At 70.6% G+C, this 26,332-nt stretch carries 21 protein-coding genes; 9 read left to right on the forward strand and 12 right to left on the reverse strand.

The genetic code is table 11. The features are described 5' to 3' along the window. Positions 1-45 precede the first annotated feature (45 nt). The 3 genes from CBF90_RS14755 to CBF90_RS14765 are packed head-to-tail and all read right to left on the reverse strand — an operon-like array spanning position 46 to position 1,522. Positions 46-366: a hypothetical protein gene (locus CBF90_RS14755; RefSeq protein ID WP_023952543.1), complete on the reverse strand. Its 321-nt coding sequence runs from the start codon at positions 364-366 to the stop codon at positions 46-48. After that, positions 363-935 (reverse strand): Asp23/Gls24 family envelope stress response protein, encoded by a 573-nt coding sequence (locus tag CBF90_RS14760; RefSeq protein WP_237049111.1) that lies wholly within the window; start codon positions 933-935, stop codon positions 363-365. The genes CBF90_RS14755 and CBF90_RS14760 overlap by 4 nt, the downstream gene beginning before the upstream one ends. A 14-nt stretch (positions 936-949) precedes the next feature. Next, a complete protein-coding gene (locus tag CBF90_RS14765; RefSeq protein WP_023952541.1) occupies positions 950-1,522 on the reverse strand; it encodes an RNA polymerase sigma factor in 573 nt (190 codons plus the stop codon). 139 nt (positions 1,523-1,661) lie between these two features. Between CBF90_RS14765 and CBF90_RS14770 the strand changes: the two genes are divergently transcribed. The 6 genes from CBF90_RS14770 to CBF90_RS14795 are packed head-to-tail and all read left to right on the forward strand — an operon-like array spanning position 1,662 to position 4,161. Beyond that, positions 1,662-2,162 (forward strand): Asp23/Gls24 family envelope stress response protein, encoded by a 501-nt coding sequence (locus CBF90_RS14770; RefSeq protein ID WP_023952540.1) that lies wholly within the window; start codon positions 1,662-1,664, stop codon positions 2,160-2,162. Then, positions 2,159-2,350, forward strand: a complete 192-nt coding sequence (locus CBF90_RS14775) for a DUF2273 domain-containing protein (RefSeq protein WP_023952539.1) — start codon at positions 2,159-2,161, stop codon at positions 2,348-2,350. Before CBF90_RS14770 ends, CBF90_RS14775 begins: the two co-directional genes overlap by 4 nt. Further along, positions 2,347-2,742 carry a hypothetical protein gene (locus tag CBF90_RS14780; protein ID WP_064956258.1) on the forward strand — a complete coding sequence of 132 codons (396 nt, stop codon included), beginning with the start codon at positions 2,347-2,349 and terminating at the stop codon, positions 2,740-2,742. The genes CBF90_RS14775 and CBF90_RS14780 overlap by 4 nt, the downstream gene beginning before the upstream one ends. Beyond that, a complete protein-coding gene (locus CBF90_RS14785) occupies positions 2,739-3,323 on the forward strand; it encodes a DUF6286 domain-containing protein (RefSeq protein ID WP_064956257.1) in 585 nt (194 codons plus the stop codon). The genes CBF90_RS14780 and CBF90_RS14785 overlap by 4 nt, the downstream gene beginning before the upstream one ends. Further along, complete coding sequence (locus CBF90_RS14790) at positions 3,320-3,934, forward strand: hypothetical protein (RefSeq protein ID WP_023952535.1); 615 nt, start codon at positions 3,320-3,322, stop codon at positions 3,932-3,934. The genes CBF90_RS14785 and CBF90_RS14790 overlap by 4 nt, the downstream gene beginning before the upstream one ends. Before the next feature lie 56 nt (positions 3,935-3,990). Next, complete coding sequence (locus tag CBF90_RS14795; RefSeq protein WP_023952533.1) at positions 3,991-4,161, forward strand: CsbD family protein; 171 nt, start codon at positions 3,991-3,993, stop codon at positions 4,159-4,161. Positions 4,162-4,235: 74 nt separating this feature from the next. On the opposite strand, the gene galK is transcribed toward CBF90_RS14795, so the two are convergent. Together galK and galT are read right to left on the reverse strand one after the other, a co-directional pair. Then, a complete protein-coding gene (gene galK, locus CBF90_RS14800) occupies positions 4,236-5,390 on the reverse strand; it encodes a galactokinase (RefSeq protein WP_242435697.1) in 1,155 nt (384 codons plus the stop codon). Positions 5,391-5,422: 32 nt separating this feature from the next. Then, on the reverse strand, positions 5,423-6,589 hold the full coding sequence (gene galT / locus CBF90_RS14805) for a galactose-1-phosphate uridylyltransferase (protein WP_083990621.1): 1,167 nt from the start codon (positions 6,587-6,589) through the stop codon (positions 5,423-5,425). A gap of 58 nt (positions 6,590-6,647) precedes the next feature. Between galT and CBF90_RS14810 the strand changes: the two genes are divergently transcribed. Next, positions 6,648-7,619: a LacI family DNA-binding transcriptional regulator gene (locus CBF90_RS14810; RefSeq protein ID WP_088380964.1), complete on the forward strand. Its 972-nt coding sequence runs from the start codon at positions 6,648-6,650 to the stop codon at positions 7,617-7,619. 37 nt (positions 7,620-7,656) lie between these two features. Here the strand turns inward: CBF90_RS14810 and galE are convergent, their stop codons facing one another. The 6 genes from galE to CBF90_RS14840 form a co-directional block, all read right to left on the reverse strand. After that, on the reverse strand, positions 7,657-8,637 hold the full coding sequence (gene galE / locus CBF90_RS14815; RefSeq protein WP_088380977.1) for a UDP-glucose 4-epimerase GalE: 981 nt from the start codon (positions 8,635-8,637) through the stop codon (positions 7,657-7,659). Between the two features lie 40 nt (positions 8,638-8,677). After that, positions 8,678-10,429: a beta-galactosidase family protein gene (locus CBF90_RS14820; protein WP_088380965.1), complete on the reverse strand. Its 1,752-nt coding sequence runs from the start codon at positions 10,427-10,429 to the stop codon at positions 8,678-8,680. Next, positions 10,426-11,964: an alpha-N-arabinofuranosidase gene (locus CBF90_RS14825; RefSeq protein WP_088380966.1), complete on the reverse strand. Its 1,539-nt coding sequence runs from the start codon at positions 11,962-11,964 to the stop codon at positions 10,426-10,428. Before CBF90_RS14825 ends, CBF90_RS14820 begins: the two co-directional genes overlap by 4 nt. A 74-nt stretch (positions 11,965-12,038) precedes the next feature. After that, positions 12,039-13,385, reverse strand: a complete 1,347-nt coding sequence (locus CBF90_RS14830; RefSeq protein ID WP_306460410.1) for an ABC transporter substrate-binding protein — start codon at positions 13,383-13,385, stop codon at positions 12,039-12,041. A gap of 80 nt (positions 13,386-13,465) precedes the next feature. Then, positions 13,466-14,344 (reverse strand): carbohydrate ABC transporter permease, encoded by an 879-nt coding sequence (locus tag CBF90_RS14835; RefSeq protein WP_071918546.1) that lies wholly within the window; start codon positions 14,342-14,344, stop codon positions 13,466-13,468. After that, on the reverse strand, positions 14,341-15,264 hold the full coding sequence (locus tag CBF90_RS14840) for a carbohydrate ABC transporter permease (protein WP_023952517.1): 924 nt from the start codon (positions 15,262-15,264) through the stop codon (positions 14,341-14,343). Before CBF90_RS14840 ends, CBF90_RS14835 begins: the two co-directional genes overlap by 4 nt. 111 nt (positions 15,265-15,375) lie before the next feature. On the opposite strand from CBF90_RS14840, the gene CBF90_RS14845 reads away from it, so the two are divergent. Both CBF90_RS14845 and CBF90_RS14850 read left to right on the forward strand, forming a co-directional pair. Then, on the forward strand, positions 15,376-16,419 hold the full coding sequence (locus tag CBF90_RS14845; protein ID WP_064956252.1) for a LacI family DNA-binding transcriptional regulator: 1,044 nt from the start codon (positions 15,376-15,378) through the stop codon (positions 16,417-16,419). 248 nt (positions 16,420-16,667) lie between these two features. Further along, the gene (locus CBF90_RS14850; RefSeq protein WP_242435690.1) at positions 16,668-20,543 is read left to right on the forward strand and encodes an RICIN domain-containing protein; all 3,876 of its coding nucleotides are present in this window, start codon (positions 16,668-16,670) and stop codon (positions 20,541-20,543) included. Between the two features lie 93 nt (positions 20,544-20,636). Here CBF90_RS14850 and CBF90_RS18905 read toward each other — a convergent pair whose 3' ends face one another. Further along, positions 20,637-25,901 (reverse strand): SGNH/GDSL hydrolase family protein, encoded by a 5,265-nt coding sequence (locus tag CBF90_RS18905; protein WP_277921440.1) that lies wholly within the window; start codon positions 25,899-25,901, stop codon positions 20,637-20,639. Positions 25,902-26,332: the final 431 nt, after the last annotated feature.

A 26,332-nucleotide genomic window follows, 5' to 3' on the forward strand; every position in this document is an offset into this window, starting at 1 on the left:
CCGAAGCTAGCGGACTCCGCGGCGCCTCGGTGAGGCGACCGCGGGTCAGGCGATGCGGCGGACCTGCACCGTGATGCGGTCGGCCGTCGGATGCTGCGCGCACAGTTCGTCGGCGACGGCGCGGGCCACCTCCGGGGTGCGTGCGGATGCGGCGACGGAGATGGCAGCGGCAGCGGTCACCACCTCGCCATCGGCCGTGACGAGGACGCCGTTCGTCGGTGCCGCCGTCTCTCGGTGGAGCGCGGATGCCGCTGCTCCCAGCACGCGGGTCAGCGGCGGGCGGGGGTCGTGCACGGCACTGACCCCGGGCACCTCGACGAGGGGGCGCGGAGCCGACGGGTCGACGATGGAGACGGGCTCGATCATGCGGTGTCCTTGGGCGGGAAGGGACGGTGGAGGTCTTCGACGGTGACGTCGACAGCGGTGACGTTCAGCTCGGTGTGGTGGGCGAGCGCGTCGGACACCGCTCGGCGGACCGCTCCGGCGGCGGTCGGCAGCGACTCGCCCCACGCGACCGACGCGGTGATGTCGACGGCGATCGGCGCATCGGGCACCTCGACGTCGCCGATGATGCGCGAATGGCCGATGAAGACGCCGTCGATCGCGTCGCCGCTGGCGCGGATGAGCGCTTGCACGGCTCCCTCGGTGACGGTCATCGAGACCCGGGGATCGGGATGCGAGAGCGGGATCGAGCGCCCGGCCCGCAGCTCGGCCCGCACCGCGTTCATCACGCCGTGGAACCAGTTCTCCGAGGGCTCGGGCATCTCCGCGGCATCCGCCGCGATGAGCTCGCGTGACAACCGCCCCGCGCGCTCGAGCGCGTCGAGGGCGTTCAGACAGTCGGGACAGGTCTCGATCTCGGGGTCGTACGGCGAGCGACCGCTGTCGAGGTAGTCGCTGATCTCATCGATCGTCTTGCCGCACTCGAGAGTCATGCCATCGGCATCCATCAGCGCCACCCCGCCATCTGGATCGTGATGCTGGCGCGGGCGCGGGACAGGTTTCCTCGAACGGTGCTGAGAGGGAGGTTCATCTCTTCTGCGATCTCGGTATAGCTGAGCGACCCGACTTCTCGGAGCAGCCAGCAGCGGCGTTGGGCTTCCGGCAGCGCATCGAGTGCAAGAGAGAGCGCTTGCAACTGTGCGTTGCGGATGGCAGCGGCCTCGGGGAGGAGACCCGCCTCCGCGGCTCTGTCGAATCCGTCCAGTGTGTCATGGTCGGGGCGCTTCCTGAGATGCGCATACGCCTCGCGGCTCGCGATCTTCATCAGCCACGCCTTCACGGCGTTCGGGTCGCGCAAGGTGGACAGCTGCCGCCACGCGGTGAGGAAGGCCTCTTGCACGACGTCGTCGGTCTCCGAGAGGGTACCGACGATGCGGTACACGTAGGCGCGGACGATGCGGGTGTGCCGATGAAGGAGGACGTCGAAGGCATCGGCGTCTCCGGAGGCGGCTCGGGCCGCCAGGATGCCGTCGGGCGCGGCCTGCAGGTCGGGGTTCGACCCGCTGTCTTCGGCTCGCATCGTTCCCCCAGAAAACTTCTCGAACTTTTTTGTGACGAATCCGGATGAGCCGCCCTCTTATCTGTAGAGCGAACGTAACGCTCACCGAATGACGAGCCGAGAGCTTGCATCGGACAACGCAGACAGATAAGGAAACGTCATGGCTGAGGACCAGAAGAACACCGCCCCCGCTGCTGAGACCACGAAGTCGCAGGCCGCCGCGCCGCAGGCTTCGCGCGTCGACCGCACGTTCTCGTCGTCGCGTGTCCCGGCCGACACCGATGCCGCGGGCAAGACCACGATCGCCGACGGCGTCGTGGCGAAGGTCGCCGGCATCGCAGCCCGTGAGGTCGCCGGCGTCTACGCCCTCGGTGGCGGCGGAGCCCGCGCCTTCGGTGCGATCCGCGACGCCATCAACGCCACCGACCTGTCGCAGGGCGTCAAGGTCGAGGTCGGCGAGACCCAGGCCGCAGCCGACCTCACGATCGTCGTCGAGTACCCCGCGCCGATCCAGGAGGTCGCTGACAACGTCCGTGCCGCCGTCGCCGGTGCCATCAGCCGACTCGTGGGCCTCGAGGTCGTCGAGGTCAACGTCGAGGTCAACGACGTGCACATCGCCGGCGCTGACGACGACGACGAGTCCGAGTCGCGCGTCGCATGAGCGCCACCGTCTCGGGTGCGCTCATCGGCGCCATCCTCGCCGCCGCCGCCCTGCTGTTCGGCTTCTGGGGTTTCCTCCTCGTCGCCCTCTTCATGGCGATCGGTGCCGCGGTCGGCCGCATCGCGTCCGGCAAGCTCGACGTCCGCGGGCTGGCCGACGTGCTGACCGGGCGGCGCACCTCGTCATGACCGTCGCAGAGGCCATCCGTCCCGGTGGCGGCGTCACGGCCGCCACCGGCGGGGCGTCCGGTCTCGCCGGACGGGTCGATGTGCGCGAGCGCGTGGTGCGGAAGGTCTCGGAGCAGATCGCATCCCAGGTCATCGGCGTGGACGTCGACCGTGTGTCGGTCACGGCATCCGATCACCGGGGTGGGGTGGCCGTCCGCATCCAGGCGCCGTTCCCCGTCCCGTCGCTCGACGACACCGAAGCGGTGCGAGCCGCCGGAGCCGTCGTCGACATCGCCCGTGAGGCCCAGCGCCGCGTGCAGGAAGAGCTCGGCCGCGTGCTGGGCAAGCCCGTCACGCGCGTCGACATCACCGTCACCGGCGCCACGACACCCGCAAGGAGGAGAGTCCGATGAGCAGTCCCGTGCTGCGCCGCGTCGTGCGGCGTGAGACGCACTCGCCGCGCACCGTCGCGATGATCGTCGCCGTCGTCCTCGTCATCCTCGCGCTCGTCTACGTCGGTACGGAGATCGTGCTGAACCTCGCCGGTCAGCCGGCCCTTCTCCTCGGTCCCGCCGCCGCCTTCGGGTGGGTCGTCGGACTCCCGACGGAGGTACCGGTCGGCGTCAGCGTCGCCATCGGCGCCGTCATCGCGGTGCTCGGCGTCATCCTCGTGGTGCTCGCCGTCGCCCCGGGCCGCCTGTCGAAGCACCAGCTCGTCGTCGGTGAGAGCGCCGTCGTCGCCGACAACGGCGTGATCGCCTCGGCGATCGCGCAGCGGGTCAGCGACGAGAGCGGACTGCCCCGCGACCAGGTGCGGGTCGGTGTCGGCCACCGCTCGGTCGATGTGACCCTCACCCCCGCGGTGGGAGTCCCCGTCGACGAGACGCAGGTCCGCGCCCTGGCGGATGCGGAGCTGGAGTCGTATCGGCTCGCGTCGAAGCTGCGCACCGCGGTGCGGGTCGAGCGGCCCCGCGAACAGGAGGAGGACGCATGAACAACACCAATCGCGCGGTCAACCGCACGATCCTCCTGATCCTGGGACTGGTGCTCGTCGTCGTCGGCGGCGGAATCATCGCCGGCGCGGTGTGGCCGGCAGCCGCCGACACCTGGACCTCGGTCGGGTCCGGGGCCGAGGACTGGGCGAAGCAGGCGTGGGATGCCACCGTCATCGCGGGCACGAGCCTCACCTGGCTCGCCGTCGGCGTGCTCGCCGCTCTCGCGCTGCTGGTCGTGCTGCTGATCGTGCTGGTCGTGCGCAGCATCCACGGCCGCCGCCGGACCGCACTCCGGGCGACGGGTGCGGAGAGCGACCTCGGCCGCATCACGGTCACCGAGGGATTCGCGGCGGACGCGCTGAAGAACGCGCTCGCCGACCGCGACGAGATCCTCAGCGCCCGTGTCACCGCGAACGACATCAAGAAGCAGCCGGTGCTGCACGTCAGCGTCACTCCGCGGCAGAACACCTCGCCGCTGCACGTGGCCGAGACCGTCGAACGTCTCGTCGGCAACCTCGGCACTCTGACGGGTCAGCAGCTCACGACCTACATCTCCATCCACACGGGGCTGCGCGCGAAGCTGGCGCACGACCAGCGCCGCCTGTCCTGACCGCACACGTCCACAGCCCCGCCCGGGGCGTCACCACCGAAGGAGAGGAGCCCATCATGGGTCTCGACGACAAGATCAAGAACGCCGCCCAGGACATCGCCGGCAAGGCGAAGGAGGCCATCGGCAAGGCGACCGACAACGACAAGCTCGAAGCCGAAGGCAAGGCCGACCAGGTCAAGGCCGAGGCGAAGAAGACGGGCGAAGACGTCAAGGACGCCTTCAAGTAACTCGCGTGAACGCAGAGGGGGGTGCCGGGCCGCATCCCCCTCTCGTCGTGCGTGCGTGGTTGTCGACTGCGGTATCAGCCGTCGCGGCGCGCGCCCGCCGACGGGCTGACCGAGAAGATCGTCGGAGCCGCGTAGCCGGCATCCGCGAATGCCTTCTCGACGGCGCCGGCCACCGCGTCGACGGCACCGGTCTCGACGAGCGCGATCGCCGCGCCGCCGAAGCCGCCGCCGGTCATCCGGGCCCCGATGGCGCCCGCGCCCCGCGCCGTCTCGACGGCGAGGTCGAGCTCGGGCACGGAGATCTCGAAGTCGTCGCGCATCGAGACGTGCGAGGCGTCCAGCAGCGATCCGATCGCCCGCGGCCCCTGCTCGCGCAGGGTGCGAACGGTGTCGAGAACGCGCTGGTTCTCGGTCACGATGTGGCGCACGCGGCGGAAGGTGACGTCGTCGAGGATGCCGGCGGCGCGGTCGAGGTCGTCGACCGACAGGTCGCGCAGCATCGGGACGCCCATGAGCTGCGCGCCCTTCTCGCACGAGGCACGGCGCTCGCCGTAGCCACCCGTGGAGTGCGCGTGCTTGACGTTGGTGTCCATCACGAGCAGCGTCAGCCCCGCGGCGGCGAAGCCGAGCTCGACCTGGTCGGTCTCGAGCGAACGGCAGTCGAGGAACGTCGCGGCATCCGGCTCACCGAGCATCGAGGCCATCTGGTCCATGATGCCCGTGGGCGCTCCGACGGCCTCGTTCTCGGCGCGACGGCCGACCTGCGCGAGCGCGACGCGGTCGAGTCCGAGGCTCCACAGCTCGTTGAGCGCCGAGGCGGTGGCGCCTTCGATCGCGGCGGACGACGACAGGCCCGCGCCGACCGGCACGTTCGACGCGAACGCGAGATCGGCGCCGGTCAGCGTGGTCGGGTCTGCGCCGGCGGCCTGGATCAGTGCCCAGGCGACGCCCAGCGGGTACGCGGACCACTCGGGCACGGCGTGCTCGCCACCTGTGGTCGGGAAGATCGCGTCGAGGTCGGCGATCGCGACCTCGACCGGCACGGTGTCGAACGTCGAGATGACCCGCAGGCGCCCGTCCGTGCGGGGGGCGAGCGCGACGTGCGTGCGGTGGGGAGTGGCGAACGGGAACACGAAGCCGTCGTTGTAGTCGGTGTGCTCGCCGATGAGGTTGACGCGGCCCGGGGCTGACCATTCGCTCGTCGCGGTCGCGCCGAGGGAGGCCAGCAGGTCGCGCGCGTCGGTGCGCGGATCGGTGTCGGTCACAGGGTCACTCCTTCTACAGCCTCGCGAATACGCGCAGCCGCGGTCTCGGGCGGGATGTCGCCGATCCAGGCGCCCATGGCGGCCTCGGACCCGGCGAGGAACTTGAGCTTGTCGGCTGCGCGGCGTGGGCTCGTCAGCTGCAGGTGCAGGCGGGCGGTGTCGCGGGCGTGGCGGACCGGTGCCTGGTGCCATGCCGCGATGTACGGCGTCGGGGTCTCGTACAGCGCGTCGATCCCGCGCAGCAATCGCAGGTAGAGCGGGGCGAGCTCGTCGCGCTCGGCCTCGTTCGTCTCGGCGAAGTCGGCGACGTGCCGGTGGGGCATGAGGTGCACCTCGATCGGCCAGCGCGCTGCGAACGGGACGAACGCCGTCCAGTGCTCGCCGCGGAGCACGACCCGGGGACCCGCCTGCTCGAACTCGAGGATGCGCTGGAACAGATCGGGAGCCGTGCGGTCGATCGAGTCGAGCAGGCGCGTCGTGCGCGGTGTGATGTACGGGTAGGCGTAGATCTGCCCGTGCGGGTGCGGCAGGGTGACGCCGATCGCCTCGCCGCGGTTCTCGAACGGGAACACCTGCTCGATGCCGGGGAGCGCGGACAGCGCGGCCGTGCGATCGGCCCACGCCTCGATGACGGTACGGGCGCGGGTGACCGTCTGGGTTCCGAAGGATCCGGCGTGCTCGGGGGAGAAGCACACGACCTCGGTGCGTCCGACGCTCGTGCGGGTGCGGCCGAGGCCCAGGTGCGCGAGGTCATCGATGCCGCGGGGCGGGTCGGATGCCGCGGGTGCGCCGCCGAACGCCTCGGCCAGGGCGGGGCCGAACGACGGCGACTTGTTCTCGAAGACGGCGACGTCGTAGCGCGACGGGATCTCGGAGGGGTTGGTCGGCGTCTGCGGGGCGAGCGGGTCGAGCTCGGCCGGGGGCAGGAAGGCGCGGTTCTGGCGCGATGCCGCGATCGAGATCCAGTCGCCCGTCAGGATGTCCTGCCGCATCGTCGCGGTCTCGGGGCGGGGGTCGAGGGTGCGGGCGTCGACGGCGCGCTCGGGGCCGAGCGTCGTGTCGGGGTCGTCGTAGTAGAGAAGCTCGCGGCCGTCGTCGAGGCGCGTGGAGCGTTTGACGACGCCCGCGCCGAGCGGCACGGCGGGAGGAGCGCTGATGTTCACGATAACACGCTACATTCCGGCCGTGATATCGTCAACACACCCCGACGAGAGGACCGGCATGCGCGTCTCGATGGCCCAGGTGGCGGCTCACGCGGGCGTCTCGGCGCAGACCGTCTCGCGTGTGGCCAACGGCAGCCCGCGCGTCGATCCCGCGACGCGGGCCCGGGTCGAGGCGTCCATGGCGACGCTCGGCTACCGCATGCATCGCGCCGCCCGGGCGCTGCGCACCGGCCAGACCCGCACGATCGGCCTCGTCGTCTCGACCCTCGCCTCGGTCGGCAACTCCCGCATGCTGCAGGCCATCGCCGACGCGGCGGCTGAGCGCGACTACGCCCTGGCCGTGGTGACGGTCGCCGGTGCGCGCGACATCGCGGAGGCGTTCGCCCAGCTGCGCGACCAGGGCGTCGACGGAGCGATCGTGCTCAACGAGGCGACGCGGCTCGCTCGCGACACCGCACCGCCCGCCGACCTCCGCCTCGTCGTCGTCGACTCGCCCCCCGACGACCGCTTCGCCATCGTGCAGACCGACCACGCGGGAGGCGCCCGACAGGCGACGCAGCACCTGCTCGAGCTGGGGCACACGACGGTGCACCACCTCGCGGGGCCCGCAGCCTCGTTCGCGGCTCAAGAACGCGAGCGCGGGTGGCGCGAGGCGTTGATCGACGCGGATGCGGCGGTACCCGAGGTCGTCCGCGGCGACTGGACCTCACGCGGCGGTCACGCGGCCGGTGCGGCGCTCGTGGATGCCACCGCGGTGTTCGCCGCGAACGACCAGATGGCGCTCGGCCTGCTCCGTGCCTTCAGCGACGCCGGTCGCGCGGTGCCGGACGACGTCGCGGTCGTCGGATTCGACGACGTGGTGGATGCCGCGGAGTACCGGCCGCCGCTGACGACCGTCCGCCAGGACTTCGACGCCCTCGGCGCACGTGCCGTCGAGGCGCTCGTGGAGGTCATCGAGTCGGGCTCGACGGCCCCGGCGCACACCATGCCCACCGAGCTCGTCGTCCGCGCGAGCTCTGCGCTGAGGTGAAGCGCCCGCGTGAGCTCAGCTCGGCATGTGGGTGCGGTCAGACGGATGCCGCCCGGCGCGCCTCCCAGCCGGTGCGCACCATCTCGTCGACCGAGTAGCGGTTGGCCCACTCGAGGTCGCGGGCGGCGAGCTCGCCGGTGGCGACGATGCGGTCGGGGTCGCCGGGGCGACGCGGGCCGACCCTCGGGGTGAAGTCGATGCCCGTGACGCGGGCCATCGCGTCCATGATCTCGCGGACCGACAGGCCGTTCTGCGACCCGAGGTTGTAGGCCGGCTCGACGTTCTCTCCGGCCGCGAGGCGCTGGGCCGCGACGACGTGGGCGGCGGCGATGTCGGCGACGTGGACGTAGTCGCGCACGTTCGTGCCGTCTTCGGTGTCGTAGTCGTCGCCGTTGATCTGCGGGGTCTCGCCGGCGATCAGCTTCTCGAAGACGATGGGGAAGAGGTTGTGCGGGCTCGTGTCGTACACGGACGGGTCGCCCGAACCCACGACGTTGAAGTAGCGCAGCGAGGTGTGGCGCAGGGGTGCGGGGGAGCCCGCCGTCGCGACCGCCTGATCGCGCAGCAGCCACTCGCCGATGAGCTTCGACTCGCCGTAGGGCGATGCGGGGCGCTTGGGCAGGTCCTCCGTGACGAGCGGAACGTCGGGAGTGCCGTAGACGGCGGCGCTGGAGGAGAACACGATCTTGTCGACGCCCGCGGTCTCCATCGCCTCGAGCACGATCCGCGTGCCCTCGACGTTCTGCGCGTAGGTGTGCAGCGGGCGCGTCACCGAGACGCCGGCGTACTTGTAGCCGGCGACGTGGATGACGCCCTCGACGCCGTGCTCGCGCAGGGCGCCCTCGACGAGCGGGCGGTCGAGGATCGAGCCGCGGACGAACGGCACGCCCTCGGGGACGAACCCGGCGTGACCGCTCGACAGGTCGTCGAGGACGACGGGGTCGAGACCCGCCGCGGCGAGGGCGCGCACGACATGCGCGCCGATGTATCCAGCACCACCGGTGACCATCCAGCTCATGACATCCATCCTGCCCGATCGCGGCGGGGCTTCCTCGCGCTCACTCCTCGCGGTGGCCGAGGTCGGGCGCGGCGACGAACGCGGCGACGGGATCGATGACGTGCTCGAGCTCGACGACGACGATCTCGTTCGCCCCGGCACGCGTCGCGGGAGCGGGCACGTACAGGGTGCGCTGCGGGCCGTTGCGCCAGTACCGCCCGAGGAAGAAGCCGTTGACGAATGCGAAGCCCTTGCTCCAGGCATCCGTGTCGAGGAAGAGGTCGGCGGGCTCGTCGAGGTCGAACGTGCCCGCGAGACCGGTGCGTCCCGCCGTCGTCTGCTCAGAAGCAGCGGGGATGCCGGCGGCGACGGCCGCGAGGTCGACGGGCTGCGCCGACCAGCCGGTCAGCTCGCGTCCGCCGAGGGCGACGGGGCCGACGAGGCCCTTGTTCTCGCCGAGACGGACGTCGTAGTTGACGCGCCCCTGATCCTCGACGAGCACGGTCAGCCGCGACCCGCGCGGGATCGGCAGCGAGCGTTCGTGCAGCGCGCGCTGCAGGCGGCCGACGGGTGCGCCGTCGACGGCGATCCAGGCGAGGTCGCGGACCTCGGCGACGGCGAGCACGGCGCTGTCTGAATCTCCGAACGCCTCGGCGGGCAGCGCGATGTCGTAGCGCACGAGGGGGCCGAGTTGTCCGAGTTCCTCGAACGTCGGGGGAGTGACCGCCGCGCCCGCGCCGGAACCCGCCGCGGGGAGCCAGTCGCCCGTCGCCCGCAGCGGAACCGACAGCACGGGGGCCGCGGGCCGCGCGGGCGGCACCTCGTCGGGCACCGGGGCGTAGCGGGCGATGACCTCGCGGAACGCGTGGTACTTCTCGGTCGGGTGGCCCGATTCGTCGAGCGGTGCGTCGTAGTCGTACGAGGTGACGATGGGGGCGTAGCGGCCCTTGTCGTTGGCGCCGTTCGTGGTGCCGAAGTTCGTGCCGCCGTGGAGCATGTAGATGTTCACCGAGGCTCCCGCGGCGAGCAGGGCGTCGAGCTCGGATGCCGAGGCGGCGGCATCCGTGGTGTGGTGCACCCCGCCCCACCAGTCGAACCAGCCGTCCCAGAACTCCGAGCACATCAGGGGCCCGGTCGGCTGGTGCTCCCGCAGCGTCGCGAGACGCTCGGTGGCGCGCGAGCCGAACGATCCGGTCGTGTGCAGGTCGGGGAGCGTGCCGGCGGCGAGCATGTGCGGCTCGGGCTGGTCGACCGTGGTCAGCGGCACCGTGATGTCGCAGGCTCGGGTGAGCTCGGTGAGCGTGCGGAGGTAGTCGTGGTCGGAGCCGTAGGCGCCGTACTCGTTCTCGATCTGCACGAGCACGACGTTGCCGCCGCGGTCGATCTGGCGGGGCGCCACGATCTCGTAGACGCGCCGCAGGTAGGTGCTGACCGCCTCGACGTACTGCGGCTCGGAGCGGCGCAGGCCGATACCGGGCGTGCTCGTGAGCCACACGGGAAGTCCGCCGTTGTGCCACTCGGCGCAGATGTACGGGCCGGGGCGCACGATCGCGTGCATGCCCTCCGCCGCGATGAGGTCGAGGAAGCGCCCCAGGTCGTTCCAGCCCGTGGCATCCCATTCGCCGCGCACCGGCTCGTGGGCGTTCCAGGCGACGTAGGTCTCGATCGTGTTGAGCCCCATGAGCCGTGCCTTGCGGATGCGGTCGGCCCAGTGGTCGGGGTGGATGCGGAAGTAGTGCAGGGCTCCCGCGATGACGCGGTGCGGGCGCCCGTCGAGGAGGAAGTCGGTCTCGCCGATGCTGAAGGTCGTCACGCGGTCACTCGATTCGTTCCGGGGTTCAGGCGCACGCTCACGCGCGCCCAGGAGAGCGGGGGAAGGGTCAGGGTCACAGCGCTGTCGCTGACCTCGACGGCGAGGGATGCCGGGGCGACGGGCTGCGACGATGCGCTGTTGACGGTGTGCCGGTCGCCGCCCGCGGGGACGGTCAGCACGAGCGCCTCGGCGCGCGCGGCCGAGCGGTCGAGGTCGATCGTGACCGGCGTCTCGGCGTCGAGTCCCCGATGCACGAGGAAGATCGACAGCTCGTCGCCCGCGATCGTCGCGACCGCGTCGACGGCGCCCACGTCGCCGTAGCGCGCGGTCGGGATGACGCCGGTGTCGATGACCGGGACCATGACATGGCCGGATGCCGCGGCCGCGGTCAGTTGGAACGGGAAGAAGGTGGTCTGCCGCCAGGCGGCGCCGCCCGGCTCGGTGCGGATCGGCGCGATGACGTTGACGAGCTGCGCGAGGTTCGCCATCGAGACGCGGTCGGCGCGGCGGAGCATCGTGATGAGGAGGGACCCGACGACGACGGCATCCGTCACGGTGTAGTCGTCCTCGATGAGGCGCGGAGCGACGGGCCAGTCGCCGGTGAACACCTCGGGCTTGTCCACTTCGTTCCACCGGGTCTGGTTCCAGACGTTCCACTCGTCGACGCTGATGCCGATGGGGGTCGTGATGCCGCGCTCGGCGCGCACCTCGTCGATGATGTCGGCGACCTCGCCGATGTAGGCGTCGAGGCCGGCGCCGGAAGCGAGGAAGCTCGCGGGGTCGCCCGGGGTCTCTTCGTAGTAGGCGTGCACGGAGATGTGGTCGACGAGTCCCGCGGTGTGGCGGAGCACGGTGCGCTCCCACTCGCCGAAGGTCGGCATCTCGTGGTTCGAGCTGCCCGCGGCGACGAGCTCGACGTCGGGATCGATGAACCGCATGAGCCGGGCGCTCTCGGCAGCGAGGCGGCCGTATTCCTCGGCGGTCTTGTGGCCGATCTGCCAGGGGCCGTCCATCTCGTTGCCCAGGCACCAGAGCCGGATGCCGAAGGGCTCGGCGCGCCCGTTCTCGCGGCGGCGCTCCGACAGCGCGGTGCCGCCCGGGTGGTTGGCGTACTCGAGCAGATCGGCGGCCTCGGCGACGCCGCGCGTGCCGAGGTTCACGGCCTCCATGAGCTCGAGCCCGGCCTGCTCGGCCCACGCGGCGAACTCGTGCAGCCCAACCTGATTGGTCTCGGTGCTGTGCCACGCGGCATCCAGGCGCACGGGGCGCTGGTCGCGCGGGCCGACGCCGTCCTCCCACCGGTAGCCCGAGACGAAGTTGCCCCCGGGGTAGCGCACGACCGTCGCGCCCAGCTCGCGCACGAGCTCGAGGACGTCGCCGCGGAAGCCGGCGTCGTCGGCCGTGGCGTGACCCGGCTCGAAGATGCCGTCGTACACGCAGCGTCCCATGTGCTCGACGAAGGTGCCGAAGAGTCGCCGGGGTACGACAGGGCCCGGGGCGGACGTGTCGAGCGAGATGCGGGTGGGGGAGGTCATTGCTCTTCTCCTGGGGGGACATGGCGAGGGGCGGGCCGGACCGAAGCTCGATGCGACCCGCCCCTCGTCGGGCGTCACTTGTTGACGGTGAAGCCCTGGTCGTTGCCGTACTGCACGAGCTGGTCCTGCCACGTGGCGAGGCCCTCGTTCAGGTCGGACTTTGAGGCGTAGGACTGCCCGACGGTGTCGCTGAAGATGCTGTTCGCGTACACCTGGAAGGGCAGGTACTGCCAGCCCGGACGCACGTCCTTGGCCGCCTGCACGAGCACCTCGTTGATCTTCTGGCCGCCGAAGTACTCGGGCGCCTTGTTCAGGAACTCGTCCGACTCGAGCTGCGCCGTCGTCGAGGGGAAGCCGCCGCTCTCGGCGAAGATCGTCAGGCTCTCCTCGTCGTTGTTCAGCCACTTGAGGAACGCGGCGGCGAGGGCCGGGTTCTCGCTCTGCTTCGTGACCGCCTGGCCGCCGCCGCCGTTCTCGGCCGAGACCGGGGTGCCGTCGTAGGTCGGCATGGGGGCCACGCGCCAGTCGCCGGAGGCGTCGGCGACCGACGACTCGAGGTTGCCCGGCATCCAGGCCCCGATGACGAGCGTCGCGATCGAGCCGTCGCCGAGGCCCTTGAACCACTCGTCGCTCCAGCTCGGGGTGCTGGCGATCAGGTCGTCCTCGACGAGCGTGTTCCAGGTGTCGGCCCACTTCTTCGAGCCCTCGTCGGCGACGTTGATCGTCACGTCGGTGCCGTCGGCCGAGAAGGGCTGCCCGCCCGCCTGCCAGATCATGCTGGTGGCGAAGCCGGCGTCACCGGTGTCGTTCGTGATCTTCTTCGTCGGGTCGGCGGCGGTGAGCTGACGCGCGGTGGCGATGTACTCGTCCCACGTCGTCGGGACCGTCAGGCCGTACTGGTCGAAGACCGCCTTGTTGTAGAACAGCGCCATGGGGCCGGAGTCCTGCGGCAGGCCGTAGATCTTGCCGTCGAAGTCGACGGAGTTCCACGTCGAGGCGGTGTAGTCGCTCTCGAGATCGCCGAAGCCGTAGGGCGCGAGGTCGAGCAGCCCGTCGGTGAGGGCGAACTGCGGGAAGGCGTAGTACTCGATCTGCACGACGTCGGGGGCGCCCGAGCCGGCCTTGATCGCGTTCTGGAGCTTGGTGTACTCCTCGGTGTTGGTGCCCGCGTTGACGACGTTGACCTTGACCTCGGGGTACTTCTTCATGAACGCCTCGGCCTGCGCCTCGGCGGACGGGGTCCACGACCAGTAGGTGATCTCGCCGCCGGCCTTCAGGGCCGCGTCGAGGTCGTCGGGGTTGCCGCTGCCCGCGGCGGGGCCGGAGGACGAGCAGGCGGCCAGCACGAGGCCGGCGGCTGCGGTCAGGGCCACGACGGATGCGGCGCGACGCAGCGCCGATCCCTTACGCATGGGTGTCATGGGAGTTCCTTCACTTCGTTGTTGTGGATTCGGGTCGTTGTGGATTCAGGTGGTGCGGAATACGGGGTCTGGGGGTGTGCTCACTGCTTGACGCTGCCGGCGCTCAGGCCGGACTGCCAGAAGCGCTGCAGCAGGAGGAAGGCGACGACGATGGGGATGATCGACAGCAGCGATCCGGTGATCACGAGGTTGTAGATCGGCTGGGCCGCGGCTCCCGTGGCCTGGGCGTTCCACTGATTGAGCCCGACGGTGAGCGGGTACCAGGCGGGGTCGCTGAGCATGATGAGCGGGAGGAAGTAGTTGTTCCAGGTCGCGACGACCGCGAACAGCAGCACCGTGACGATGCCGGGCATGAGCAGCTTCGTCGAGATGGTGAAGAACGTGCGCATCTCGCTGGCGCCGTCCATGCGGGCCGCCTCGAGCAGCTCGGTGGGGACGGCGTCGCTCGCGAACACCCACATCAGGTACAGGCCGAAGGGGCTGATGAGCGAGGGGATGATGATCGCCCACGGGGTGTTGGTCAGGCCCAGCTGGCTGAACATGAGGAACGTGGGGACCGCGAGGGCGGTGCCGGGAACGGCCACGGCGCCGATGACGACGGCGAAGACCGCCTTGCGGCCGCGGAAGTTGTACTTCGCCAGGCCGTAGCCGGCCATCGTCGCGAGAACCGTCGCACCGCCCGCGCCGACGACCACGTAGAGGAGCGTGTTGCCGAGCCACCGCAGGAAGATGCCGTCGCGGTAGGTGAACGTGTCGACGATGTTGTTCCACAGGTTGAAGCTGTCGCCGAACCAGAGGCCGAAGGTCGTGAACAGGTCGCCCTGGGTCTTGGTCGCGTTGATGACCAGCCAGAACAGCGGCAGCAGCGTGTAGAGGATGAACAGGCTCATCACGACGGTGAGCAGGACGGACTTCCGCCGGGCGAACGGCGTGCTGCGGGCGAGGGCGGGAGCGGTCATCGCATCTCCTGACGGGATCCGCGCAACTGGACGACGTAGGCGATGACAGCCGTGATGACGCCCATGATGATCGCGACGGTGGCGGCGTAGTTGTACTGCTGGCCGGCGAACGAGAGGTTGTACGCGTACATGTTCGGCGTGAAGAACGTCGTGATCGTGTTCGGGGCCAGGGGCTTGAGGATGTTCGGCTCGTTGAAGAGCTGGAAGCTGCCGATGATCGAGAAGATCGTGGCGATGACGATCGAGCCGCGCAGTGCCGGGATCTTGATCGAGAGGATCGTGCGCCAGGCACCGGCGCCGTCGAGGGATGCCGCCTCGTACAGCTCGCCGGGAATCGTCTTGAGCGACGAGTAGAAGATCAGCATGTTGTAGCCGACGAACTGCCAGGTGACGATGTTGCCGATCGAGACCATCATCCACTCGGGCAGGAAGGGTCGCAGGACCTGTGCGCCGAGGAGGTCGTTGATGTTGCCGGCGAGACCGAACTGGTCGCCGTAGATGTAGCCCCACATGAGGACCGCGACGACGGCGGGGACGGCGTAGGGCAGGAAGATGATGATCCGGTAGAAGCCCGATGCGTGCAGGCGCGCGCTGTCGATCGCGAGGGCGGCGGCCAGCGCGAGCACGAGCATGATCGGCACCTGGATGAGCAGGAACAGCAGCACGCGGAGGAAGCCGTCCCACAGCTTCGGGTCGGCGAAGGCCGTGAGGTAGTTCTCGAACCCGACGAATGCGTTGCCGCCCACGATCTGCTCGCGGAAGAAGCTGAGGTAGAGCGCGTAGGCGAGGGGCGCGAGGAAGACGAGGGCGAACACCACGGCGAAGGGGCCGACGAAGAGCCATCCGCGTTGTTCGACGCTGACGCGCCGCCGCTTCCGCGCGGTGCGCACGGCGGGAGGGGGTGCCGTAGTGGTCGTCATCGTCCGTGCCTCTTCTGTGATGCAGGCGCTCGCCGATTGAGCGCGGATGTTGACGTAAACATAACTCGGGCACGCTAGCATGTCAACGTCAACATCGAGGAGGATCCGGGCATGGGTGAAGCACGAGCAGCCGCAGGCCCGGACGTGCGGCCACGGCGCCGCGAGGTGTCGATGGCCGACGTGGCCGCGATGGCCGGCGTGTCGGGGCAGACGGTGTCGCGCGTCGCGAACGGTCGCGAGAACGTCGACCCCGAGACCCGGGCTCGCGTCCAGGATGCGATGGCGCGGCTGGGGTACCGGCCCAACAGTGCGGCCCGCGCCCTGCGCTCGGGGCGCTTCCGCAGCATCGGCGTGATCATGTTCTCGCTCGCGAGCTACGGCAACACGCGCACGCTCGATGCCGTGGCATCCGTCGCCGCGGAGGCGGGGTACTCGCTCACTGTCATCACCGTGCAGTCGGCCACGCAGTCCGATGTGTCGGGCGCATTCGTGCGCTTGGCCGAGCACGCCGTCGACGGCGTCATCATCCTGATCGAGACGCACCGGCTGGGCGAGCGCGAGCTCGCGCTGCCCACGGGCCTCCCCGTCGTGGTGGTCGACTCGAGTGCCGATTATCCGTATCCCGTGGTCGACAACGACCAGGCGCTGGGTGCGCGTCTCGCGACGGAGCATCTGCTCGACCTCGGGCACCAGACGGTCAACCACATCTCCGGGCCGAGGGAGTCGTTCGCCGCGGAGCGCCGGCGGGTCGCCTGGCACGACACGCTCGTCGCGCGCGGAGCCCGGGTGCCCGAGGCGCACGTAGGGGATTGGACCGCCGAGTCGGGGTACGAGATCGGGCGGTCGCTCGCCGCCGACGACGCCGTCACGGCGGTGTTCGCCGCCAATGACCGCATGGCTCTCGGGCTGCTCCGGGCGCTGCACGAGGCCGATCGGCCCGTGCCTGCGAGTGTCAGCGTGGTCGGTTACGACGACGCCCCCGAGTCGGCGAACTTCTGGCCGCCGCTGACGACCGTGCGCCAGCACTTCGACCGCATCGGCGCGGCCGCCGTCCGCTCGCTGCTCACCGAGATCGACGGGGGAGAGGCGCCGGCCGAGCGCACGCTCGTGCCGACCGAGCTCGTCGTGCGCGCGAGCTCAGGCCCCCGCGCTTAGCCCGGGCCGGGCTGCCCGGCTCGCGGGCTCGGAGAATCGCGCGTTCCTCGGGCCGTTCGCGACATTTGCTCCGACTTTCGCGTGATCGTCCGAGTTTCGTCGTGAGGAACGCGCCATTGCACCCGCGCACAGGAGTCCCTTAGGCTCGGTGTTGACGTCAACATGTTGACGTCAACATCACCCCCCCCCTGAGGTCGCATCGGAGCGACCGGATAGGAATGACGATGAAGTCAGCTCGACTGTTGTCGATGACCTGTGCCGTGGCGCTCGCGGCCGGTGGCCTCACCGCCGCTGCCGCTGCGGCGCCCCCGCCGGCGCAGGCGGCCGAGCCCGCCGCCGTGCGGATCGCCCCGAATCCCGCTACCGCCTCGGAGAAGCCGTTCGAGGGATGGGGCACCAGCCTGGTCTGGTTCGCCAACGCGACCGGGAACTACCCCGCCGACGTTCGGCAGAAGCTCTTCGACGCCGTGTTCGGCGACGAGGGCCTCAACCTCAACATCGCGCGCTACAACATCGGCGGCGGCAACGCCACCGACGTCCCGCCGTACCTGCGGCCCGGCGGCGCGGTTCCCGGCTTCTGGAACCCCGACCTGCAGGCCACGGACGACGAGGGCGCGATCACCTCGACCTTCGCCGACCGAGACCGCTACCGGGATGCCTGGGACCCCGACGATCCCGATGCCTACGACTTCTCGCAGGACTCCGCGCAGCGCTGGTGGCTCGACGCACTCAAAGACAAGGTCACGCACTGGGAGGCGTTCAGCAACTCGCCGCCCTACTTCCTCACGCAGAGCGGCTACGTCTCGGGCGGGATCAACAACGCCACGAGCGAGCAACTCGCCCCGGCCGACATGGACAAGTTCGCCGGCTACCTGGTGAACGTCGTCGACGAGCTCGAGCGGGTTCACGGCATCTCGTTCGACACGATCGACCCGTTCAACGAGCCCAACACGAACTACTGGTCCACGCAGATCCCCGACGGCGCGACCTGGCCCACCGGCGGACGCCAGGAGGGCGCGCACATCGGGCCCGAGGCGCAGGATGCGATGATCGCCGCCCTCGCCGAGCGCCTCGCGCAGCCGGGGACGAGCACGGATGCCGTCATCTCCGCGATGGACGAGACCAACCCCGGCATTTTCGCCACCAACTGGAACACGTGGTCTGCGGAGGCGAAGGACCTCGTCGACCAGCTCAACGTGCACACGTACGGCACCGGCGGGCGCCAGGTCGTGCGCGACATCGCGAAGGCCGCCGACAAGCCGCTGTGGATGAGCGAGGTCGAGGGCAACTGGACCGACCGCAGCAGGGGCTTCGTCACCGACGACATCGAGAACGGCCTGGGCATGGCCCAGCACATCGTCGGCGACCTGCGTGAGCTCGAGCCGGACGCCTGGGTGTTCTGGCAGCCGGTCGAAGACCTCTACAACATGGAGAAGGTCGAGAAGCTCAACTGGGGCAGCGTCTTCATCGACTTCGACTGCAACGCCGACGGCGAGTCCGAGCGTCGGCTCCGCGACGGCGACGCCGACCCCTCCTGCAAGGTGCTGACGAACGAGAAGTTCAACACGGTCCGCAACTTCACGCACTACATCACCCCCGGCGACCGGCTGATCGCGACCGACAACGCGCAGTCGACCGCGGCGATCGACGCCGACGGCGAGGGGGCCACGATCGTGCACGTCAACGCCGAGGCTGCCGACCGCACCGTCGAGATCGACCTGAGCGACTTCGGCACCGTGGCCCCCGGGGCGACCGTGACCCCCGTCGTCACGACCCAGTCGACCGCGGCGGAGCCCACCGTCAACGCGCTCCAGCAGGGGCAGCCGGTCGCCGTGGACGCGGCATCCCGGACCGCCACCCTCACGGTTCCCGCCAAGTCGGTCGTGACTTTCGTGATCGACGGCGTCTCGGGCGTCTCACCGGATGCCGCCGCCTTCCGCGACGGCGAGACGGTGCAGCTCACGGGCCTTCAGAGCGGGCTCGCCCTCGACGGCAGCTCGACCCTCGCGGTCCGCTCTCTCGCCACCACCCCCGACGCCGCCCGCGGACAGGCGTGGACGGTCCGCACGATCGCGGGGGCGGGCACCAACCGCCACCGCTTCACGCTGCAGAACGGGTCGGGCCAGTTCCTCGCATCGAGCGGCACGGCCACGGCGCTCGTGGACGCGGATCCAGCGGCAGCGGCGACCGATCCCGCACTGCAGTGGATGGCCTCCACGACGGACGGCGCGTACTACTCGGTGCTGAACGTCGCTGCTGAGCGCGTCCTCGACGTGGGCGGCGGCAGCACGACCCCCGGCGCGTCGGTGGGACTGTGGACCTCGAACGGCGGCGGGAACCAGCAGTGGCGCATCGCGAGCACGACCGTCGCGGGCACCGAGCCCGTCACGGTCGCGACCGCGGTCGGTGTCGTCCCGACGCTGCCCGCGGCCGTCGATGTGCGCTACACGGGAGGGACCGTTCGGACGGCGCCGGTGACCTGGCAGCTCGACGGGGTCGACTTCTCGCGCACCGGTTCGGTCGAGGTTCGAGGCACGGGCACCGAGCTGTTCGGCGGCTCGTTCGAAGCCGCCGCCACGGTCGAGATCGGCGCCTACACCGCGACGCGGCCGGCATCGGTGACCGTACCCGCCGGAAGCGCCCTCGCCGCCGTCACGAGCCAGGCCGACACCACGGTGCAGGCCGAGCTGCGTCCCTCGGGCGCAGGCTTCTCCGTTCCGGTCGAATGGATGTGGGACGGCATCGCCGATGACGCGTTCGCGAACCCCGGCACGGTCTCGGTGCCCGGCGTCGCGACCGGTCCGAGCGGCGAGAAGCTCGATGCTCGGCTGACCGTGATCGTCACGGCGGCGTCGGAACGCAACGTCGCTCCCGAGAGCACTCCGAGTGCGAGCTTCACCGAGAGCGCGCAGTACGCGGTGGGCAACACCATCAACGGCAGCACGACCGACAAGGGATGGTCGAACTGGCGCTCTGGTGCGAAGAACCCGCAGGACACGCTGAGCTACGTCCTCGCCGAGCGCGAGACCCTCACGCGTGTCGCCGTGCAGTTCTACCGCGACGGCAGTTCGCTGAGCTGGCCCGCGACCATGCGCGTCGACCACCGCGAGAGCGGCGGCGAGTGGGCCGAGGGCGAGCTCGTCACCGTGCCGGAGCCCGCGACGGGCGCGCCGCGCGTCGAGGTGCCGGTCTCCGGCGCCGCCGACGAGGTCCGGGTCGTGATGAACGCGCGCCCCGACACGCACATGATCGTCTCGGAGGTCGAGATCTTCGCGGCCGCAGCCGCCCCGGCAGGCGTCGCCGATCTGGCGCGGCTCACCGTCGGCGATGAGCCCGTTGACGGGTTCGCGCCGGACACGCTGGAGTACACCGTCACGACGACGGGGTCGGCGTGGCCCACGCTCCACGCGCTCGCGGTCGACGACGACGCCACCGTCGTCGTGACGCAGCCCGGCGACGACCAGGCCGGTGACGCGCAGCGGATGGCGGCGGATGCCGCGGCCGCGGCGGATGACGTGATCACCAGCGTCGGGACCGTGACGGTCACGGCTCCCGATGGCGCCTCGCAGACGTACACGGTCACGGTCAGCCGGGCGGTCGGCGTCGAGACGCCCGTCGTGTCGGGGGAGCCGCGCGTCGGCTCGACCGTTCGCGCGGTGGCGGTCACCGACCCGGCGGACGCGACGCCCGCGTTCGTCTGGCTGCGGGACGGGGCCGCGATCGACGGCGCCACGGCCGACAGCTACGCGCTGACCGCTGCTGACGAAGGCCGCGAGATCTCGGTCGAGGTGACCGCGGCAGCGGCCGGCTTCATCGGTGGCAGCGCTCGCTCGGCGGCGATCGTCCCGACCGCCGCGGTCGTCGACCCGGGAACGGGCGGTGGCACCGACGGTGGCGCCGATGGCGGCGCGGGAACGCCGGGCTCGGGCTCGGGTTCGGGCGGTGCGTCGACGGGCGCGGGTGCGAACGGCGCGGCCGGCTCGACCGATGCGCGCGACCTGGCACGCACGGGAGGGGATGCCGGCGGCATCGCCGCGACGCTGTTCGGCGCGCTGGCGCTGCTCGTGCTCGGCGCCGGAGCGGTCGTCGTGCGCCGACGCCGCGTCGGAGCCCGGGACGCCTGACGACGGAGCCCCTGACGGCGGAGTCCCCGACGACGAAGGCCGTGCCGATCGATGAAACGATCGGCACGGCCTTCGTGCTGTGTCGGACGGCGGTCAGCGCACGACGACGGTGATCGGCGCGGAGCGGGTGGCCCCGGCGTCGTTGGCGAACTCGGCGACGTACTCGTAGGTGCCGGGGCTGCGACCGGCGATCGAGGTCACGGCGCGCTGCGCTGCGGGGGAGGCGACCGTCAGCTGCTGCCGGTCGATCTCCACGCCGTTCTCGAACAGCGTGTACTCCGACCCGTTCGTGCCCCACCACAGGTTCGTGGTCAGGGTGAACGCGCCGTCGCAGTCGCCGTTGTCGTGCGAGACGACGGGACGAGCCGGCGCGGCATCCGTCACCACGACGGTCGTGGGCGTCGTGGCCGTGACGCCGGCGGCGTTGACCAGCTCTCCGGTGTAGACGTATGTGCCGTTCGACCGGCCCGCGACCGCGACCGACGCGACCTGCGCCATGGGCGTGTTCGGGGCGAGCAGGCGCGTGGCGATGAGCTCGCCGTTCTCGTAGAGGCGGTACGCGCCGCCGTTCGTTCCCCACCAGAGGTTCATCGTCACGGTGAACGATCCGTCGTGCCGGCCGTCTCTCCAGCCGCTGTCGGTGTGAAGCGATGCTCGGGCGGGCGGCGCCGAGGCACCGTCGTCGCTGAACACGACGAGCCGCACCTCGGCGGTCGCCACGAGACCGTCGTGGTTGACCGCGCGCACCGTGAGGACGCGTTCGCCCGACATCCCCGCGAGCGGTATCGCGGCGTCGGGGGCGACCGGCGTGCCGTCGAGCGCGACATCGAGGGTGCGGACACCGCTCTCCGGGTCGTCGGCTGCGACCGTGAGCTGCAGTTCGCCGGTGTCGGGCAGCAGCGCGCCGTCCTCGGGCAGCCCCGAGATGACCGGGGCCGTCTCGTCCGTCGCCCCCGAGGGGTCGCCGGTCACCGCGATCGAGGGCATCGGCGCGGGAGCCATCCCGTCTCCGATGAAGAAGCTCGGGTGCGGCGGCTGGTTGTACCCGGTGTTCTGCCAGGCCACGGCGACCCGGTACTGCATGTCGTGCATGAGGGTCGGGATGCGCAGCTCGGTCTCGTCCGTGGTCGAGTAGATGCGCAGCTCCGACGAATCGGCCGAGCGCCAGACGATCTCTTCGCGCCAGTCGCCGAACAGATCGGCCTGCAGGTTCGGCGTGCCCTTCGTGCCGTTGTTCGACCGGGCGCCGGTGTCGCTGAGGATGACATTCTCGGTCTCGTTCTCGAAGTCCCACTTCGACACCGTGGGGGTGCCCTGCGATGTCGCGGCGTCCCACGTGTGGTCGACGATCTCTCGCAGCGGGTCGCCGTCGAACCAGGCGAGGAAGTTCGCCGCGGGGATCGTCTCGCCGATGCGCTCGCCGGCCGCCGTCATGAGGTGGCCCGTACGCGAGTTCCAGGCCGCGTCGCCGCCCACGGCCCAGCTCTCCGCCCCCGGATGCCGCGGATCGATGTCGCCGGATGCCGCGCGGCCGGTGTCGACGGTCGCAGGGATGTCCCACAGGATCTCGCCGGTGCGGGCATCGCGGAAGGTCGCACCGCGGTTGCCCGACGCGGCCATGTTCTCGTGCGCGGCGAACACCTCGAGCCCCGGCCGGGAGGGGTCGAGATCCGAGACGTGCAGCGCGTCGCCGTGTCCGAGCCCCGTGGAGTAGAGCACGTCGCCGTCATCGTCGATCGTGGCCGATCCGAAGACGATCTCGTCCTTGCTGTCGCCGTCGACGTCGGCGACGGACATCGAGTGGTAGCCCTGGCCGTAGATCGACTCTGCGCCCTCGTCGTTCGAGTCGAGCACCCAGCGCGTCGTCAGGTGCTCGCCGTCGAAGTCGAACGCTCCGATCACCGCGCGGGTGTAGTACCCGCGGCTGAAGATCGCGCTCGGTCGCTCGCCGTCGAGGTAGGCGACCGACGCGAGGAACCGGTCGACACGGTTGCCGTAGGTGTCGCCCCACGATCCGACGTCGCCGCGCTGCGGCACGTAGTCGATCGTGTCGACGGCGGCTCCCGTGAATCCGTCGAAGACGGTCAGGAACTCGGGGCCCTGCAGCACGTAGCCCGAGCTGTTGCGATGATCGGCCCCGGCGGTGCCGATGGGCCTTCCGGCTCCGTCGATCGTGCCGTCGGCGGTACGGGTGATGAGCTCCGCCCGACCGTCGCCGTCGAAGTCGTACACCATGAGGTCGGTGTAGTGCGCGCCGGCTCGGATGTTCACGCCGAGGTCGATGCGCCACAGGCGCTCTCCGCTCATCCGGTAGGCGTCGACGTAGACGTTTCCGGTATAGCCCGACTGCGAGTTGTCCTTCGCGTTCGAGGGGTACCACTTGACGATGAGCTCGTACTCGCCGTCGCCGTCCACGTCGCCGACGGTCGTGTCGTTCGCCGAGTACGAGTACGGCTGGCCGTCTCGGGTGTAGGCATCGGCGGGACGCTGCAGCGGGACCGACCGGTACGCCGCGGTCTGCACGGAGACCGGCTCCGATTCGGTGGTCTCGGTCGATCCGTCGGCGCTCAGTCTCGTGACGAAGTAGGTCGATCCCGTCGAGCCGGTCGTGTCGACGAGGTTCGTCGTCGCGGTGATCGGTTCGTCGGTGATGCGCTCGCCGTCGCGGTACACGTGGAACGCGGCGTCCGCCGGATCGGTTCCGAGCAGCCGCCACGACACGAGCACCCCGTCGTCGGTCGCGACAGCTGCGACGCCGCGGCCGAGGTACTCGGCCTGACGCTGCAGCACGGTCGGGGCGGGCGTCTCGAGCTGTTCGGATGCGGCACCCGGACCGCCCGCGCCGAGGCTCACCACGGTGTAGAAGTAGGGCACGGTCGTCAGCACGTCGGTGTCGACGAACCGCGAGACGTCGACGATGCCCACGAGGTCGCCCCGCTCGCCGGCGGTCTGCGACCGGAACACGAGCGCCGAGACGGCGCCATCCGGTGCCGACCACGACAGCTCGATCTCGCGTTTGTCGACGCGCTCGGCGGTGAGCGCGATCGGTGCCGACGGCGGTGCCGCCTCGGGATCGACGAGGCTCGTGCCGACCGTGGCGGAAGGCACCGACTCGAGACCCGTCTGGTCGACGGCGGTCACGTGGTAGCTGTAGTCGAGACCCAGGCGGGCGGTGCGGTCGGTGTAGCTCGGCTCATCCGCCGTGCCGACGAGCACCGGCGCGCCCTCGAACTCGGAGGCGCGGTAGATGTTCCAGCGCATTCCGGGCTCGGCATCCCACGCGAGGTCGATTCGCGGGGCCGCGGGATCGGCATCGACTCCCGTCACGCTCAAGCCCACGGGGCCGAGCAGGATCGGCGTGATCTCCAGCCCGTTCAGCCGGGTGCCGGCGGCCGCGCCGTAGGCCTCGATGCTCAGCTGTCCGTCGGTGACCAGGAAGGGGCCGCGCAGGACCGCCGCGACCGACGCGCGTCCCGCGTTGCCCGACCCGGCGTCCTTGCCCTCGACCCGGAAGCTCGTCCGCGACGAGCCGATCCAGTCACCGGAGTAGGTCTTGACCGAATAGGTGCCGTTCGGCACGTCGAGGGCGAAGGTCGAGCTGTCGCCCGGCAGCACGAAATCGCGCGAGAGGTCGTCGGCGCCGTCGGCTGCGCCGCGGTCGCGACCGGCGTTGGCCGGCAGGACGTTGGTGAAGCCGTAGCCGCGCTCGGCGGTGTAGCCCATCGCCGGGGTGACCTCGGTGTACCCCGCGGCGAGCGGGTTGCCGGGCAGCTGGAAGTCGAACCGGTACTGCGCCTGCTTGGTCGTGAACTCCACGGATGCCGACGGCTCGGACTCGCCGCGTCCGTTGACGGCCACGACGCGGTAGCGGAACGTCGCGCCCTCCTCGAGGCCCTGGACGATGGTGGTCGGCTGCGTGACGGTCCCGACGAGCGTCCAGGTGTTGGCGGGGTCTGCGGCTCGCTGGCGGAACACCTTGTAGATGTCGGCGGTGGGCACGGCATCCCAGCGCAGCGTCGCCCCGGCGTTGCTGATGCCTCCCGCGACGAGGTTCTGCGGGGCGGCGGGTAGCTCACCGGGCTGCTCGACGTCGACGACCTTCGCGGCGAGCGGGTCGTCGAGCGCCGCGATGCCCTGCGCGACGAGACGAGCCATCTGGATGGCTCCGTACTCCTGGAAGTGGGTGTCGTCGACGGTGCCTGCGGGGCGGTTGGGGAAGACGCCCGGGTCGACGTGCAGGAACACCGCCTTCGCGGCATCCGGTCCGATCTGGTCGAGGTAGGCCCGGCTCGACGCCGACAGGTCGACCAGAGCGACATCCTCCTCGTCGGCCAGCTCGATCATCTTCTCGACGTACGCGGGGAAGCTCACGCGGAACAGCCCCGTCGCGGGGTCGAAGTCGCGGCGTGAGACCGGCGTCACGAGAACCGGAGTGGCTCCGCGCTGGCGCGCCCCCTCGACGTAGACGCGAAGGTACTCCTTGTAGTCGGCGGGCGACGCGTAGCGGTCGTCGACGCCTTGCGTCGCGTCGTTGTGGCCGAACTGCACGAACAGGTAGTCGCCCGGACGGATGCCGAGGAGGACCTCGTCGAGACGCCCCTGCGTGATGAAGTTCTTCGACGAGCGTCCGCCGATGGCCCGGTTGGTCACAGCGACGTCGTCGGCGAGGAAACGGTCGAGCATCTGACCCCACCCGGCCTGCGGCGCGTAGGCGGTGGCGTCGTAGGTCTGCACCGTCGAGTCGCCGGTCAGGTAGGTCGTCGGGATCGCGCCGGCGGGACGTTCCGCCAGCCGGGTGACGGTGAGACCCGCGAGGGATGCCGCGGTGCCGCCGACCTGCACGGTGAGCCCGCCGTCGACGAGGGCGATCGGGAACGACATCTCCAGGTACTCGCCGGCCGGCTTCGCCGTGGGCTGCACCTTCACGATGCCCTCGACGGTCAGCGAGATATCGGTCGCTGCGGCGGTGTCACCCGCGACGAGGGCGACCGAATAGTCGCCGGCGCCGAGTTCGACCTCGAACGTGCCGCCGTGAGCGGCGACGAAGTCGGAGCGCAGCGGGTCGTCGCCGCCGCGGTCGACGTTCGCCGGATCGGCGGTGGGAGTCGTCGTGAAGCCGTAACCCGCGGCCGTGTCGAAGGCGGTCTCGGCCGTCACTCCGATGGCGCCCGGCGCGATGGCTCCCGGGCCGAAGTCGAACGTGACGCTCTCGCCGGGATCGAGGGGGTGGAGGGCGGTATCGTCGGCGACGGCGGGCGCCGCGCCGAGGAGAGTGACCACGAGGGCTGCGGCGGCGACCGCGGCGCCGGCGCGGACCGGTCGGTGGTGGACGGGGACGGGGGGACGGCTCGGAGCCACGGTTCCTCCTGGACAGCATCGGCGAGAAGGGCACGCCGCGCAGCCTCTCCGCCGGGGCGGGAGGATGAACGGCATCCGGGGGCGTACGGACTCGACCACGGCGCGAGACGAGCGCGCCTCCGTCATTGGAAAGCGCATTCCGCCTTGCGTGAAACGATCTAAACACGGCGGTCATCAAGACGCAATGGTCACGTGCGGCTCAGATGCCCGACCCGGCTGTCGCGGGTTGTGAGGCGCGCGACATCCGCGCTACGGTGACGCGGAAAGCGCATTCCGTCTCGACGGGCTTTCCCCGTCGTCGTCGCGATTACGGACCGTGGCGGCGACGGGCCCGATCCGGTCGTCGCGACTTCCGGAGAATCTCACGCTTCTCGGAGCTTCAGACCGCGCGGCATCCGGTTTTCGCGCCATTCTCCGAGTTTCGCCACCGG

The sequence above is a fragment of the Microbacterium sp. AISO3 genome, assembly GCF_002204305.1.
GTDB classification, from domain to species: domain Bacteria; phylum Actinomycetota; class Actinomycetes; order Actinomycetales; family Microbacteriaceae; genus Microbacterium; species Microbacterium arborescens.

Coding starts and splice junctions, on each gene's coding strand:
- CBF90_RS14770 (WP_023952540.1), top strand. CDS start 1,662: ATGGCTGAGGACCAGAAGAACACCGCCCCCGCTGCTGAGACCACGAAG.
- galE (WP_088380977.1), bottom strand. CDS start 8,637: ATGAGCTGGATGGTCACCGGTGGTGCTGGATACATCGGCGCGCATGTC.
- CBF90_RS14830 (WP_306460410.1), bottom strand. CDS start 13,385: ATGACACCCATGCGTAAGGGATCGGCGCTGCGTCGCGCCGCATCCGTC.
- CBF90_RS14810 (WP_088380964.1), top strand. CDS start 6,648: ATGCGCGTCTCGATGGCCCAGGTGGCGGCTCACGCGGGCGTCTCGGCG.
- CBF90_RS14780 (WP_064956258.1), top strand. CDS start 2,347: ATGACCGTCGCAGAGGCCATCCGTCCCGGTGGCGGCGTCACGGCCGCC.
- CBF90_RS14845 (WP_064956252.1), top strand. CDS start 15,376: ATGGGTGAAGCACGAGCAGCCGCAGGCCCGGACGTGCGGCCACGGCGC.
- CBF90_RS14765 (WP_023952541.1), bottom strand. CDS start 1,522: ATGCGAGCCGAAGACAGCGGGTCGAACCCCGACCTGCAGGCCGCGCCC.
- CBF90_RS14835 (WP_071918546.1), bottom strand. CDS start 14,344: ATGACCGCTCCCGCCCTCGCCCGCAGCACGCCGTTCGCCCGGCGGAAG.
- CBF90_RS14775 (WP_023952539.1), top strand. CDS start 2,159: ATGAGCGCCACCGTCTCGGGTGCGCTCATCGGCGCCATCCTCGCCGCC.
- CBF90_RS14825 (WP_088380966.1), bottom strand. CDS start 11,964: ATGACCTCCCCCACCCGCATCTCGCTCGACACGTCCGCCCCGGGCCCT.
- CBF90_RS14795 (WP_023952533.1), top strand. CDS start 3,991: ATGGGTCTCGACGACAAGATCAAGAACGCCGCCCAGGACATCGCCGGC.
- CBF90_RS14755 (WP_023952543.1), bottom strand. CDS start 366: ATGATCGAGCCCGTCTCCATCGTCGACCCGTCGGCTCCGCGCCCCCTC.
- CBF90_RS14760 (WP_237049111.1), bottom strand. CDS start 935: ATGACTCTCGAGTGCGGCAAGACGATCGATGAGATCAGCGACTACCTC.
- CBF90_RS14785 (WP_064956257.1), top strand. CDS start 2,739: ATGAGCAGTCCCGTGCTGCGCCGCGTCGTGCGGCGTGAGACGCACTCG.
- CBF90_RS14840 (WP_023952517.1), bottom strand. CDS start 15,264: ATGACGACCACTACGGCACCCCCTCCCGCCGTGCGCACCGCGCGGAAG.
- CBF90_RS14850 (WP_242435690.1), top strand. CDS start 16,668: ATGACCTGTGCCGTGGCGCTCGCGGCCGGTGGCCTCACCGCCGCTGCC.
- CBF90_RS14790 (WP_023952535.1), top strand. CDS start 3,320: ATGAACAACACCAATCGCGCGGTCAACCGCACGATCCTCCTGATCCTG.